General features: G+C 66.8%; 13 protein-coding genes. 1 reads left to right on the forward strand and 12 read right to left on the reverse strand.

Going from position 1 to position 13,729, the window contains the following annotated elements:
- Window positions 1–555 (reverse strand): alpha/beta hydrolase fold domain-containing protein (locus KHO18_RS14685; RefSeq protein ID WP_211943437.1); only part of this gene is annotated, 555 nt, incomplete at its 3' end.
- Window positions 556–751: 196 nt separating this feature from the next.
- Between KHO18_RS14685 and KHO18_RS14690 the strand changes: the two genes are divergently transcribed.
- Window positions 752–1,273: an O-acetyl-ADP-ribose deacetylase gene (locus KHO18_RS14690; RefSeq protein ID WP_144195525.1), complete on the forward strand. Its 522-nt coding sequence runs from the start codon at window positions 752–754 to the stop codon at window positions 1,271–1,273.
- Between the two features lie 27 nt (window positions 1,274–1,300).
- Here the strand turns inward: KHO18_RS14690 and KHO18_RS14695 are convergent, their stop codons facing one another.
- The 11 genes from KHO18_RS14695 to KHO18_RS14745 all read right to left on the reverse strand — a co-directional run bounded on the left by KHO18_RS14695 (window position 1,301) and on the right by KHO18_RS14745 (window position 13,410).
- Window positions 1,301–2,233, reverse strand: a complete 933-nt coding sequence (locus tag KHO18_RS14695) for an alpha/beta fold hydrolase (RefSeq protein WP_144195527.1) — start codon at window positions 2,231–2,233, stop codon at window positions 1,301–1,303.
- Between the two features lie 30 nt (window positions 2,234–2,263).
- Window positions 2,264–3,166, reverse strand: coding sequence for an SDR family oxidoreductase (locus KHO18_RS14700; RefSeq protein ID WP_144195529.1), 903 nt, complete (start codon window positions 3,164–3,166; stop codon window positions 2,264–2,266).
- Window positions 3,167–3,204: 38 nt separating this feature from the next.
- Window positions 3,205–4,140 carry a glutathione S-transferase family protein gene (locus KHO18_RS14705; RefSeq protein ID WP_144195531.1) on the reverse strand — a complete coding sequence of 312 codons (936 nt, stop codon included), beginning with the start codon at window positions 4,138–4,140 and terminating at the stop codon, window positions 3,205–3,207.
- 41 nt (window positions 4,141–4,181) lie between these two features.
- Window positions 4,182–5,024, reverse strand: a complete 843-nt coding sequence (locus tag KHO18_RS14710) for a class II aldolase/adducin family protein (RefSeq protein ID WP_144195533.1) — start codon at window positions 5,022–5,024, stop codon at window positions 4,182–4,184.
- A gap of 42 nt (window positions 5,025–5,066) precedes the next feature.
- A complete protein-coding gene (locus tag KHO18_RS14715; RefSeq protein WP_144195535.1) occupies window positions 5,067–6,080 on the reverse strand; it encodes an NADP-dependent oxidoreductase in 1,014 nt (337 codons plus the stop codon).
- A gap of 71 nt (window positions 6,081–6,151) precedes the next feature.
- Window positions 6,152–6,592: a PaaI family thioesterase gene (locus tag KHO18_RS14720; RefSeq protein ID WP_144195537.1), complete on the reverse strand. Its 441-nt coding sequence runs from the start codon at window positions 6,590–6,592 to the stop codon at window positions 6,152–6,154.
- Window positions 6,593–6,617: 25 nt separating this feature from the next.
- On the reverse strand, window positions 6,618–7,400 hold the full coding sequence (locus tag KHO18_RS14725) for an SDR family oxidoreductase (protein WP_092293158.1): 783 nt from the start codon (window positions 7,398–7,400) through the stop codon (window positions 6,618–6,620).
- Between the two features lie 42 nt (window positions 7,401–7,442).
- Window positions 7,443–9,314 carry an acyl-CoA dehydrogenase gene (locus KHO18_RS14730; RefSeq protein WP_211943438.1) on the reverse strand — a complete coding sequence of 624 codons (1,872 nt, stop codon included), beginning with the start codon at window positions 9,312–9,314 and terminating at the stop codon, window positions 7,443–7,445.
- 88 nt (window positions 9,315–9,402) lie between these two features.
- Entirely contained in the window at window positions 9,403–10,581 is a 1,179-nt protein-coding gene (locus KHO18_RS14735; RefSeq protein ID WP_144195541.1) for an acetyl-CoA C-acyltransferase, read from the reverse strand.
- A gap of 48 nt (window positions 10,582–10,629) precedes the next feature.
- On the reverse strand, window positions 10,630–11,280 hold the full coding sequence (gene pncA, locus KHO18_RS14740; protein WP_211943439.1) for a bifunctional nicotinamidase/pyrazinamidase: 651 nt from the start codon (window positions 11,278–11,280) through the stop codon (window positions 10,630–10,632).
- A 48-nt stretch (window positions 11,281–11,328) separates the two neighbouring features.
- Window positions 11,329–13,410 carry a 3-hydroxyacyl-CoA dehydrogenase NAD-binding domain-containing protein gene (locus tag KHO18_RS14745; protein WP_144195545.1) on the reverse strand — a complete coding sequence of 694 codons (2,082 nt, stop codon included), beginning with the start codon at window positions 13,408–13,410 and terminating at the stop codon, window positions 11,329–11,331.
- Window positions 13,411–13,729: the final 319 nt, after the last annotated feature.

Raw genomic sequence — 13,729 nt, forward strand, 5'->3', positions numbered from 1 at the left:
CGTGCCGCCAGCGCTGTCGCCGCCGAGCGCGATCCGGGCCGGGTCGGCGCCCAGCCGCTCGGCTTCGGCGAAGACCCAGTGCAGCGCGTCGAAGGCATCGTGGGCGGCCGTCGGGAATTGCCAGTCCGGCCCGAGCCGGTAGTCCACCGACAACACCAGGCATTCCGCGCCAAGGCAGAACGTGCGGCACAGCGCATCGTGCGAATTGACACTCCCCACTGTAAACCCGCCGCCGTGGAAATACACCAGCAACGGCAGCGGATCGGCCCAGCTTGCCTCGCGCGGTGCATAGAGCCGCACCGGAATCTGATGGCCGTCGCGCGCCGGGATGGCGAAGTTCTCCACGTCATGGACGGGCGGCGGCGAAATATCGAGGATCGGCGCGCTTTTCTCGTACGCAATCTTGGCGTCCGCCACCTCCAGCGCGTGGATCGGCGGGCGCTTGGCGCGCGCGATCAGGTCCAGCAGCTGCGCAACCTGCGGGTCGAGCGGCTGGGAGGACTTGCCAGGAGGGACGCCGGACGCGGAATCGGTCGGCAAAGGCTTGGCGGACATGGACTGACCCGAGGAAGCTGTCTCTGAATATTGTCGAGGTTCGAATAGTGAACGATCGTTCGTTTTCCGTATCATGCCAGCGTTTTGCAGTTGCAGCATGACGAAATCACTGTGGCGATGTGTTTTGGCGACGCTTTTGCGCGATCATCGACCACATCAGCGGCTATGCTGAGAGCGTATTCCATCGGGAGACACCATGACAGGCGAGCACTTGCAGGTTGTACACGGGGATATTACGCGGATGGAGGTCGATGCCATCGTCAATGCCGCGAACAACGGCCTGTTGGGCGGCGGGGGCGTGGACGGCGCCATCCACGGCGCGGGCGGGCCGGCCATCATGAACGCGTGCCGGGCGATCCGCGAGGCACAGGGCGGCTGCCCGACCGGCGAAGCGGTCATCACCACGGGCGGCCTGCTGCCGGCGCCCTATGTCATCCATGCAGTGGGGCCGGTCTGGAAGGGCGGGAGCCAGGACGAGGACGCGCTGCTGGCCAGCGCCTACCGCAACAGCGTGCGGCTGGCCGGCGAGCAGGGCTTGCGCACCCTCGCCTTCCCGAACATCAGCACCGGCATCTACGGCTTCCCGCGCGACCGCGCCGTGGACATCGCCATCCGCGCCGTGCGGGACGCCCTGCCCAAGGCGCCGAGCCTGGAGCAGGTGACCTTCGTCTGCTTCGATGACGAGAACTACCGCCTGTACCGCGAGCGGCTCACCTAGTCACCCTTCTCTCCTCTCCATCGTCAATCACGGCAGCGCGCTGCGGATCAGCAGATTGATCCGCTCGGGCTGCTCGTGGATGATCCAGTGCGTGCCTTCCGGAATCCGCTCCAGGCGCAGGTCGGGGACGAAGTCCTCCAGCCCGTCCGCGAGCGTCTTCGGTAGCGCGCGGTCGTTCTCGCCCCAGATCACCAGCGTGGGCACGCGCACGACGAAGGCCGACGGATCGAGCCGCGAGATGTCCGGCGCAGCCTCGCCCGGCCCGGGCGGGTGCATCGGCGAGGCGCGGTAGTAGTTCACGCCCCCCGTGAGCGGATGGCTCCCGGCATCGCCCGGCTGCGACCAGGCCGCGTGGTACCGCGTGCGCGTCTCGCCGTTGAACCAGGCGGGCAGCCGGTCCGCGTCGCCCGTCAGCATCTTTTCCAGCAGCGCGAATTCGTCGGCGGCCAGCGCCTGCTCGGACCCCGGCTTGCGCAGCCAGTTCATATAGCCCGACGCCTTTTGCTGCGCCGCATCGGCCGACAGCGCCCGGGCAAACACATACGGATGGGGCGAGTTGATGATGATCAACCGCTCGACCAGATCCGGATGCTGGATGGCGAGGTTCCAGCAGATTGCCCCGCCCCAGTCGTGCGCCACCACCACGCAGCGCTGGTAGCCCAGCGCGCGCACGAACTGCACGAGGTCTTCGACCAGATGCTTCGGCTTGTAGGCGTCCGGCTCGGCCGGCTTGCTGGACAGGTTGAATCCACGCAGGTCTGGCGCCACGGCGAAATGGGTCTGGCCGAACTGCGCCAGCTGGTGCTCCCAGGCGTACCAGAACTCGGGGAAGCCATGCACGAACAGGATGAGCGGCCTGCCCTGCTCCCCGGCGCTCGCGTAATGGAGGCGGGTGCCGTTGGGCAGGTTGGCAAACTGCAGGTGCTGAATCACAGCGGGTGCGGTCATCGCGGTCTCCATCGCCACTCCTTTACGTTAGGGTGGCTCGGTTCAGCCGCGCAGCGCGGCGATCAGGCCGGCGCGCACTTCCTTCTTGTCGCCGAACGGATCGCCCGGATTGCGCTGGCCGACGATGTCCTCCATGCGTTGCCGCACCGTCTCCAGCGCCTGCGGGTGGGAGTAAATATAGAAGCTTTCGTCGCGGATGGCGTCGAAAGTCAGCTGCGCCACGTCCGCCGCCGTCACCTTGCCGGAATGGACGGCCTTGTCCGACAACGCCTGCGACACCAGTTGCGAGCGCGTGGGCGGTGCCTCATTGGCCAGCCCGGCCGGGCGGTTGCGCTGCGACTGGCTGATGCCGGTCGGCACGAAGTACGGGCACAGCACCGAGCAATGCACCTGCTCCGTGACCAGGCTCAGATCCTGGTAGAGCGACTCCGACAGCGCCACCACCGCGTGCTTGGACACGTTGTAGACCCCCATCGCCGGCGGGTTCAACAGCCCCGCCATCGACGCCGTATTGACGATATGGCCCTGGTAGGCCGGGTCCTTCGCGGCAGCGGCCAGCATCAGCGGGGTGAAGATCCGCACGCCGTGGATCACGCCGTAGAGGTTCACGCCGAGCACCCAGTCCCAGTCCTTCTGGGTGTTTTCCCAGAGCAGCCCGCCCGCGCCGACGCCGGCGTTGTTGAACAGCAGGTGGACTTCGCCGAACGCGGTCATCGCCGCGTCCGCCAGCGCCTGCACGTCTTCGGCGCGCGACACATCGGTGCGCAGGCCGATGACCGGCACGCCCTGCGCCTTGAATTCGGCGATGGTTGCGTCGAGTGCATCTTCCTGCACATCAGCCAGCACCAGCTTCATGCCCAGCGAGGCGCCGATCCGGGCGAACTCCTTGCCGAAACCGGACGCGCCGCCGGTGATCACCGCCACCTTGCTCTCGAACTGCTTCATATCGTCTCCTCCGGCAGATGCCTTCTTATATAGGGGTGTCAGGCGGCGGACTGCACGTGGTAGCCCTGCCGCGGGAAATGGACGTTGACGGCGCCGGCACGCGGGTCCTGCCGGCGGATGGTGACCACGTGGCCGGTCAGTGTCAGCAGCACGCCGGCGACGGGGTCCTTCGCGTAATCGGTGGGCGTGACCGTGACCGGGTCGCCCGCCGACAAGCCGCTGCCGGGCAGGATGGTGGTGTCGTGCGGCAGCGGGTCGTGGTTCAGCGCATCGGCGATGGCGGTCTCGGAGGGCACCACGCGCAGCTTGCCGTGGCCATACGCCTGCATCCGCGCGAACCAGGTCTTGACCAGCGGGTAGCCGTCGAGGATCGCCGCCAGCGGCGTGGCGCGGCGGATGAACCAGAGGTTGTGGAACAGCGAGAAATCGGCGATCGACAACTCCGGGCCCGCCACATGCGGCACCCCTGCCGCGAACTGCTCCTGCAGGCGGCCCAGCGTGTCGTGCAGCATGGCGGCGGCCTCGGGCAGCGGCATGCGCAGCGCGTTGGTATCGCCGCGCATGGCCTTGCGGTCGGCGATGAACGCCTGCACCTGGCCCGGCGTCAGGTGCGCCAGCATCGCCTGCACGCCGGCCGGCTGCATCGTGTAGGTGACCGAGGCCGTGAACAGCGCGCTGTCCATCCACGCCGCCGCCAGCCGCGCCGAGGCAGCCTGGATGGCCGGGTACAGCGGCGGCTGGGGGGCCAGCCGGTCCAGCACGTCGCAGATCAGCGCCGTATCGCAATAGATGTCCGCGCCAATCTGCATCACCGGGGTGCGGCGGTAGCCGCCGGTCAGCGCCAGCAGGTCGGGCTTGGGCAGGATGGGCGGGATCTCCACCGCGTTCCAGGTCAAGCCCTTGGCGCCGAGTACGAGACGGATCTTCTCGGAAAACGGCGAGGTGGCGTACTGATGCAGGATGATGTCAGGCATGCGATGCGGGTCCGGTCAGGTCGGGTTGGATCGATGGGGGCTTATTCCAGCAGGTCGGGCTGCTCGCGCACGATGCGCGCGTACAGCGGCTGGAACTGGAACCAACCCGCCTGTGCAGTGCCGACGATGGAGTATGCCTGCCGCGCCGCTGCCTCGCCAATCATCTTGAGCGGGGCGTTGGTGCGCGCCGCCGCGGCCTCCGCCAGCAGTTGCACCTGGCACGAGCGCTCCATCGTGATGAACCACCACGCGGCCTCGTCCACGGTCTTGCCGACGGTCAGCAGGCCGTGGTTCTGGAGGATGGCGGCCTTGTTGTCGCCCAGCGCGTTGGCAATGCGCTGGCCTTCGTCGAGTTCCACCACCACGCCGCCGAAGTCGTCGTACAGCGCGTGGTCGTCGTAGAAGGCGCAGACATCCTGGGTCAGCGGATCGAGCTTGCGGCCCAGCGTGGACCACGCGCGGCCATGGGTGCTGTGCGAGTGCGCCGCCGCCACGGCGTCCGGCCGGGTCTGGTGCACGCGCGAGTGGATGGCAAACGCCGCCGCGTTGACCGGGTAGTCGCCCTCCACCACGTTGCCGTGGTGATCGCAGCGGATCAGGTTGGACACCGTCACCTGGCTGAAATGGACGCCGAACGGGTTGACCCAGAAGGTGTCCTCGAACTCGGGGTCGCGCGCGGTGATATGACCGGCCACGCCTTCATCGAACCCGAATTTCGAGAACAGCCGGAACGCCGCCGCCAGCCGCTGCTTGCGGTGCAGCCGCTCCTGCGCCGGGGTGTCGAACTTGGGCGGGCGCGGCAGGTTGCGGTAGCGGGCCTTGACCTCCTCGGACAGGCCCTCGGCCATGTCGTCGGGGCGGGGTGTGGATTGCGGGGCGTTCATGGGGTGTCTCCCTCTATATAGGTATACGTGTGGCGGCTGGCGTCAGACCAGCTTCACGAGTTGCTTGCCGAAGTTCTTGCCCTTCAGCAGGCCGATGAAGGCTTCCGGCGCGCTGGCCAGCCCCTCGGCAATGCTCTCGCGGAACTTGATCTTGCCCTGCGCCACGTAGGTGCCGAGTTCCTTGAGCGCCTGCGGCCAGACGTCCATGTGCTCGGAGACGATAAAGCCCTCGATGCGTGCACGCGATACAAGGATCGCCCGCGGATTGCGGATCGGCATGTCCTGGCCGTCGTAGCCGGCGATCAGGCCGCACACCGCCACGCGCGCGAAGGCGTTCAGGCGGGCCAGCACCACGTCGAGGATGTCGCCGCCCACGTTCTCGAAGTAACCGTCGATGCCGTCCGGGGTGACGTCCTTGACCATCGCGTAGAGTTCCTTGGCGTCCTTGGCGGCCTTGTAGTCCACGCAGGCGTCAAAACCGAGTTCCTTGACCACGTAGTCGCACTTGTCGCGTCCGCCGGCCACGCCGATCACGCGGCAGCCGGCGAGCTTCGCCAGTTGGCCCACCACGCTGCCCACCGCGCCGGACGCGGCGCTGACCACGATGGTCTCGCCCGCCTTCGGCGCGATGATCTTGTTCAGGCCGTACCAGGCCGTCACGCCGGGCATGCCCACCGAGCCAAGGTAGGCCGACAGCGGGATATGCGTGGTATCGACCTTCTGGATGCCGCCGCCGTCGCTCACGCCGTATTCCTGCCAGCCGAACATGCCGACAACCTTGTCGCCCACGTTCCACTTCGGATTCTTGCTCGCCACCACCTCGCCCACGGTGCCGCCAATCATCACCTCGCCCAGCGGCTGCGGATTGGCGTACGACTTGCCCTCGCTCATGCGGCCGCGCATGTACGGGTCCAGCGACAGGTAATGGTTGCGCACGAGCACCTGGCCATCGGCCAGTTCCGGCACGGGCGCCTGCTCCAGGCGGAAGTTGTCGGGCGTGACGGCTGCCGTGGGGCGCGAGGCCAGGACGATGCGCTGATAGGTTTGCTTCGACATGATGGGTTCCTTCGCTCGATCAGGAGATACGTTAGGAAAAATACGAGAAGACGCGGCGCAACGGTCAGCCGTCAGCCATCCGCGCCGGAGTCAGGCGAGCCGGGCTTGCGCTGGGGCGGCATGCGCTTGATGTACTTGAAGGTGCCGGATGCCCTGGAGACGATCGCCCCGGCTTCATCGACGATCTCGCCCTCGCAGAACACCATGGTCGAGGTGCGATGCACGGCCAGCCCGCGCGCGCGCAGCTTGCCACGCCCCGGCGCCATGAAGCTGGTTTTCATCTCGATGGTGACCACGCCCCGGCCATCGGTGTCCATCGACCGGCCGGCGACGGCCATGGCCACGTCCAGCAGCGTCATCAGCACGCCGCCGTGGGCCATATCCCAGCTGTTCTGGTGGCGCTCGCGCAGGTCGAGTTCGATCTCGCTGCGGCCGCCCTCCATGAAGTTGCAGCGCACGCCGAGGTCGGCCAGGAACGGGATCTGGAGCTTAAAGCCGTTGTCTTGCGTCATGGTTCGGATCGTACTCGGACTGCGCTCAAACCGCGCTCACGCCACCGTCAACGGCCAGGATCTGGCCGGTGATGTGCTTGCCCGCCGCCGTGGCGAACAGCAGCGCGGCGCCCTTGAGGTCTTCGTCGTCGCCCAGGCGGTGCAGCGGCACGCCGGCGCACATCGCCTCCACGCCCAGCCGCTCCAGCGAGCCCTTGGTCATCTTCGACGGGAAGAAGCCCGGCGCCAGCGCGTTGACGGTGATGTTGTGCTCGCCCCACTCGGCCGCCAGCGTGCGCGTGAAGTTGACCACGGCGCCCTTGGAGGTGTTGTAGGCAATCGTCTCCATGCTGCCCGGCGGGTTGCCGGCCAGCCCGGCGATGGACGCCACGTTGATCACGCGGCCATGGCGGCGCGGGATCATCGACAGCTTGCCCACGCGCTGCGTCAGCAGGAACAGGCCGCGGATGTTCAGGTTCATCACCTTGTCCCACGCTTCCACGGGGTGGTCTTCGGCCGGGGCGCCCCAGGTGGCGCCGGCGTTGTTGACCAGGATGTCGATGTGGCCGAGCCGGGCCAGCGACTCGTCGGCCAGCCGGGCGATTTCGTCATCACGCGCGCCATCGGCGGCAATCCAGTCGGCCTCGATGCCGCGCGACTGAAGATGCGCCTGCGCAGCCTGCAGTTCGTCGGCCTTGCGGGCGGACAGCACGATGCGCGCGCCCTGCTCGCCCAGCGCCTCGGCAATCTGCAGCCCGAGCCCGCGCGAGCCGCCGGTAATCAGCGCGGTCTGGCCCTTGAGGTCGAACAGTTGCTGGATGGTATGCATGCTTGTCTCCTTGTTATCGTGTGGATGCGGGGGCCGTGGCGGTCAGAACCAGGCGTCCTGCATGTCCAGCGTCGTGCGGTCCAGCGTGGCCAGCAGGTCGAGTTGCGGGTACACCTTCGGCAGCTCGAAGCGGAAGAAGAACGCCGCCGCCGCCAGCTTGCCGCGATAGAAATCGGCGTCCTCGCCTTCTCCCTCGCCCTGTGCCTGCGGCAGCGCGGCTTGTGCCACCAGCGCCTGCTCCAGCCAGATCCACGCCACCACCACGTGGCCGAACGCCTCCAGATAGACCGAGGCATTGGCGAGCGTGACGTTGGGGTCCCCCGCCGACCACAGCGTGGCGGTGACTTCCGCCAGCCGCTGCGACGCCTTGCCAAGCGCGGCGGCCTGCGCCGCCAGCGTCTTGTCGCCGGTAGCCACAGCACGCTCGCACGAGGCGCGCAGGCGCTCGCCCACCAGCCGGAGCGCCGCGCCGTCCTGCATCACCACCTTGCGGCCCAGCAGGTCCAGGCCCTGAATGCCGTGGGTGCCTTCGTGGATCGGGTTCAGGCGGTTATCGCGATAGAACTGTTCGACGTTGTACTCGCGCGTATAGCCGTAGCCGCCATGCACCTGGATGGCGAGGTTATTCGCCTCCAGACACCATTGCGACGGCCAGCTCTTGGCGATCGGGGTCAGGATGTCGAGCAGCAGCGACAGTTCGCGGTGCCGCTCGGCCTCGCCGGCGGCCTTGGCCGCGTGTTCCTCGTCCACCAGCCGCGCGCAGTACAGGTTCAGCGCCAGCCCGCCTTCGACATAGCTTTTCTGCGCCAGCAGCATGCGGCGGATGTCGGCATGCTCCACCAGCTTCACCTGCGGGCTCGCCGGGTCCTTGCCGCCCGGGCCAACCGGCCGGCCCTGCGGACGGTTGCGCGCGTAGTCCAGCGCATGGAGGTAGCCGGTGTAGCCCAGCGTCACCGCGCCCAGACCCACGCCGATGCGAGCCTCGTTCATCATGTGGAACATGCACGCCAGGCCCTTGTGGGGCTCGCCCACGAGGTAGCCAATGGCGCCAGCCTTGCCGTCCGGGCGATATCTCATGCCTTCGCCGAAGTTCAGCAGGCAGTTGGTGGTGCCGCGATAGCCCATCTTGTGGTTCAGGCCGGCCAGCACCACGTCGTTGTGCTCGCCGAGCGAGCCATCGGCATTGGCGAGGTACTTCGGCACGATGAACAGCGAGATGCCCTTCACGCCGGGAATCAGCTTGCCGTCCGGGCCGGGGATCTTGGCCAGCACGAGGTGGACGATGTTCTCCGACAGCTCGTGCTCGCCGGCCGAGATCCACATCTTGTTGCCGCGCAGCCGGTATTGCTGGCCGAGCGGCGATTCGCCTTCATAGTCGGCCCGCGTGGTGATGTCCGACAGCGACGAGCCCGCCTGCGGCTCCGACAGGCACATCGTGCCGAAGAAGCGGCCTTCGAGTTCGGGGCGGACAAAGGTGTCGATCTGCGCCGGCGTACCGTGCGTGAGTAGCAGGTTGGCGTTACCGATGGTCAGGAACGGGTACGAGCTGGTGCCGACGTTGGCCGCCTTGAAGTAGGCGAACGCGGCCTTCTCGAGCGTGACCGGCAGCTGCATGCCGCCGTATTCGTAATCCTGCCCGGCGGCCATCAGGCCGGCGTCGCAGAAGGCGCGCAGCGCGGTGCTGACCTCGGGAATGATGCTGACCGTCTCGCCGTCGAAGTGCGGCTCGTTGGCATCGCTCTTCTTGTTGTGCGGCGCGAACAGGTCCGTGGCGATCTTCTCGCAGGTGTCCAGCGCGGCGTCGAAGGTCTCGCGGGAGTGGTCGGCGTAACGGGGAATCTGGGTGAGGTCCTCCGCCTTGAGCCACTCATAGAGCACAAAATTGAGGTCACGGCGGGAAAGAATCAGCGACATGGAATGCGAGGCTCCGGGCTGAAAATTCTTGGAAAGGGGGACGCCCCTCTCCCGAGCGGGAGAGGGGTGAGGCAGCGCCCAGCGCGCCTTACAGAACTTCGAACAGCCCGGCAGCGCCCTGGCCGCCGCCGATGCACATCGTCACAACCACGTACTTCACGCCACGGCGCTTGCCTTCGATCAGCGCATGGCCGACCAGGCGGGCGCCGGAGACGCCGTACGGGTGGCCCACGGCGATGGCGCCGCCGTTCACGTTCAGGCGATCCATCGGAATGCCGAGGGTGTCGGCGCAATACAGCACCTGCACCGCGAAGGCCTCGTTCAGCTCCCACAGGCCGATGTCGTCCACCTTCAGGCCAGCCTTCTTCAGCAGCTTGGGCACCGCGAACACCGGGCCAATGCCCATTTCGTCAGGCTCGCAGCCGGCCACGGCAAAGCCGCGGAACACCCCCAGCGGCTGCAGGCCGCGGGCTGCCGCCACGCTCGCGTTCATCACCACCACGGCCGAGGCGCCGTCGGAGAACTGCGACGCATTGCCAGCCGTGACCACGCCGCCGGGCATGGCGGTGCGGATCTTCGCCACGCCTTCCAGCGTGGTGTCGGCGCGGATGCCCTCGTCGGCGTCGATGGTCACTTCCCTGGTCATCAGTTGGCCGGTGGCCTTGTCTGCCACGCCCGCCAGGACCGTCATCGGCACGATTTCGTCCTTGAACTTGCCGGCTTCCAGCGCGGCGGCGGCGCGTTGCTGGCTGCGCACGCCGTATTCGTCCTGGCGCTCCTTCGAGATGTTGTAGCGCTTGGCCACGTTCTCGGCGGTCTGGAGCATGCTCCAGTAGATTTCCGGCTTGTTCTTGTTGAGCCAGCTTTCCTGAATCATGTGGCGGTTCATCTCCTGCTGCACGCACGAGATGGACTCCACGCCGCCGGCCACGAAGATGTCGCCTTCATCGGCAATGACGCGCTGCGCGGCCATGGCGATGGTTTGCAGGCCGGACGAGCAGAAGCGGTTCACGGTGGCACCGGGCACGGTCACCGGGCAGCCGGCACGCAGGGCGATCTGGCGCGCGATGTTGGCGCCGGTGGCGCCTTCCGGGTTGGCACAGCCCATCAGCACGTCTTCCACTTCACCCGCCTCGATCTTGGCGCGCGCGATGGCGTGCTGGACCGCGTGACCGCCCAGGGTCGCGCCGTGGGTCATGTTGAATGCGCCCTTCCAGCTCTTGGCCAGCCCGGTGCGGGCCGTGGATACGATGACTGCCTCGTTCATGTCTTGCTCCTCGGTATCTTGGTGTCTCTTGCGAGTTATTCAGTGTGTTCAGCGTGGGGCGGCGGGATGGCCTTCCAGCACCTGCGCGGCCGTCGCCCGGACCACGCCGGCGGCGGTCATGTCCGCCCAGGCCTGTTCCAGCGAGCCGTTCAGGTCGATGGCGCGGCAGGCGTCCTCGATCACCACAACCTCGAAACCGGCGGCGCGCGCATCGAGCGCGCTCCAGGCCACGCAGTAGTCCGTGGCCAGCCCGGCGCAGAAGACGCGGGTGACGCCATGCTCGCGCAGGTAGCCGGCCAGCCCGGTGCGGGTGGTGCGGTCGGCCTCCAGGAACGCGGAATAGCTGTCCACGTTCGCATGGTGGCCCTTGCGCAGCACCAGCCGGGCGTGCGGGATGCACAGGTCCGCATGCAGCGCGGCGCCCGGGGTCTCCTGCACGCAGTGGTCCGGCCAGAGCACCTGCTCGCCATAGGCCAGCGTGGTGGTCTGGAACGGCGCGCGGCCGGCGTGGCTGGTGGCGAACGACGCATGGCCGGCGGGATGCCAGTCCTGCGTCATCACCACATGGCCGAACGCCTGCGCCAGCCGGTTGATGACGGGCACCACTTCATCGCCACGCGGCACGGCCAGCGCGCCATCGGGCATGAAGTCGTTCTGCACGTCGATCACCAGCAGGCAGTCCTGCGCGCCGTAGGTCATGGTCGGGTCCGCTTCCTCACGCTATCTGCTATCGATATGAATGGCTGGTCAGCCGTTGAAGCCCTTGCCCTCGTCGGCCAGCTTGGTCAGCAGCGCGGCCGGCTTCCAGGCTTCGCCGTGGTAACCCTTGGCGTAGCGCAGCATGGCCTGGACCACGTTGAACAGGCCAACCTGGTCTGCGTACAGCATCGGGCCGCCGCGGAACAGCGGGAAGCCGTAGCCGGTCAGGTAGACCATGTCGATGTCGGACGCCTTCGAGGCAATGCCCTCGTCCAGGATCTTGGCGCCCTCGTTGACCAGCGCGAACACCAGGCGCTCCACGATCTCCTCGTCGGAAATCTTGCGGCGCGTGAGTCCGAGCGCCTTCGAGTGCTCGACGATCATGTCGTTGACCTGCTGGTTCGGGTACGGCTTGCGGTCGCCCGGCTTGTAGTCGTACCAGCCGGCGCCGGTCTTCTGGCCGAAGCGGCCCAGCTCGCAGAGCTTGTCGGCGGTCTTCGAGTACTGGATGTCCGGCTTGTCCACGGCGCGGCGCTTGCGGATAGCCCAGCCGATGTCGTTGCCGGCCAGGTCGCCCATGCGGAACGGGCCCATGGCAAAGCCGAACTTCTCGATGGCCTTGTCCACCTGCTCGGGCAGCGCGCCTTCGTCCAGCAGGTAGCCGGCCTGGCGGCTGTACTGCTCGATCATGCGGTTGCCGATGAAGCCGTCGCACACGCCGGACACCACGGCCGTCTTCTTGATCTTCTTGGCGATCTGCATCACCGTGGCCAGCACGTCCTTGCCGGTTTGGGCGCCACGCACCACTTCCAGCAGCTTCATGACGTTGGCCGGGCTGAAGAAGTGCATGCCCACCACGTCCTGCGGACGCTTGGTGAACGAGGCAATCTTGTTCACGTCCAGCGTGGAGGTGTTGGAGGCCAGGATCGCACCGGGCTTCATCACTTCGTCCAGCTTCTTGAACACGATTTCCTTGACGCCCATTTCCTCGAACACGGCCTCGATGACCATGTCGGCGTCCTTGATGTCGTCATAGGACAGCGTGGTGTTCAGCAGGCCCATGCGCTGCTCGACCTTCTCCTGCGTGAGCTTGCCCTTCTTGGCGCTGTTCTCGTAGTTCTTGCGGATCGTGGCCACGCCACGGTCCAGCGCTTCCTGCTTGGTTTCCAGCATCGTCACCGGAATACCCGCGTTCAGGAAGTTCATGGTGATGCCGCCGCCCATGGTGCCAGCGCCGATCACGGCCACGCGCTCGATCTTGCGCACCGGCGTATCGCTGGACACATCGGGGATCTTGCTGGCGGCGCGCTCGCCGAAGAAGGCATGGCGCAGCGCGCGCGATTCCGGCGTGCCGACCAGGTACATGAAGCCTTCGCGCTCTGCCTTCAGGCCCTGCTCGAACGGCTTGAGCGAGGCAGCCACGGCCTCCACGCACTTCAGCGGCGCGGGGAAGTTCTTGGCCACGGCAGCCACGGTGTTCTTGGCGAAGGCCAGGAAGCCCTCGGCGTTCTCGTGACGGACCTTGAGGTCGCGCACCTTCGGGTACGGGCCGGGGGCCGCGCCAACGTTCTGGGCGAACTTGATGGCGGCGGGCAGCACGTCACCGTCAACAATTTCATCGAACAGCTTCGAACCGGCAAACTTCTCGGACGGTATGGCCGTGCCCGAGACGATCATGTTCAGCGCATGCTCCAGGCCGATCACGCGCGGCAGGCGCTGCGTGCCACCGGCGCCGGGCAGCAGGCCCAGCTTCACTTCAGGCAGCGCGATCTGCGCGCCCTTGGCGGCCACGCGGTAGTTACAGCCCAGGGCCAGTTCCAGCCCGCCACCCATGGCCACCGAGTGAATCGCGGCCACGACCGGCTTGGAGGATGCCTCCACGGCGCGGATCACCGAATGCAGCGTCGGCTCCTGCGTGGCCTTCGGCGTGTTGAATTCGCGGATGTCGGCGCCGCCCGAGAAAGCCTTGCCGGCGCCGGTGATGACGACGGCCTTGACGGCCGCATCGTCCAGCGCACGGGTCAAGCCTTCGACGATGCCCAGCCGGGTGCTGTGACCCAGGCCGTTGACGGGGGGATTGTCGAGCGTGATGACGGCAACGCCGTCCTGAACCTGATACTGCGCTGTCATGCTGGTTCCTTTGGTCTTTGGTTATCTCGGGATTCGAATTCTCGAATTTTGGTAACTGCCGGGGCCTTGCGCGGCGGTGTCGTGAAATGTCTCCTCACCCCGCAATCCCTTGCTCCACGGGCTGTCGGACCCGAAAGCGGATCAAGCATACACAAAATAGCACGGTCGTTCAATTTCAATTTTCTGCGATGGATTCCGTGTCATGCGCGGGCTTTATGGCCGCTCCATCCGGCGTTCATGGTGAGCCTCGCAGCGTGCCGAAACCCTCAGGGGGAACCCGTAGGGAATCAGCCCGTTTGATGTCCGTCATGGCGGCAGA

This window comes from Cupriavidus campinensis, from assembly GCF_905397395.1.
In the GTDB taxonomy this organism is placed as follows: Bacteria; Pseudomonadota; Gammaproteobacteria; order Burkholderiales; family Burkholderiaceae; genus Cupriavidus; species Cupriavidus campinensis.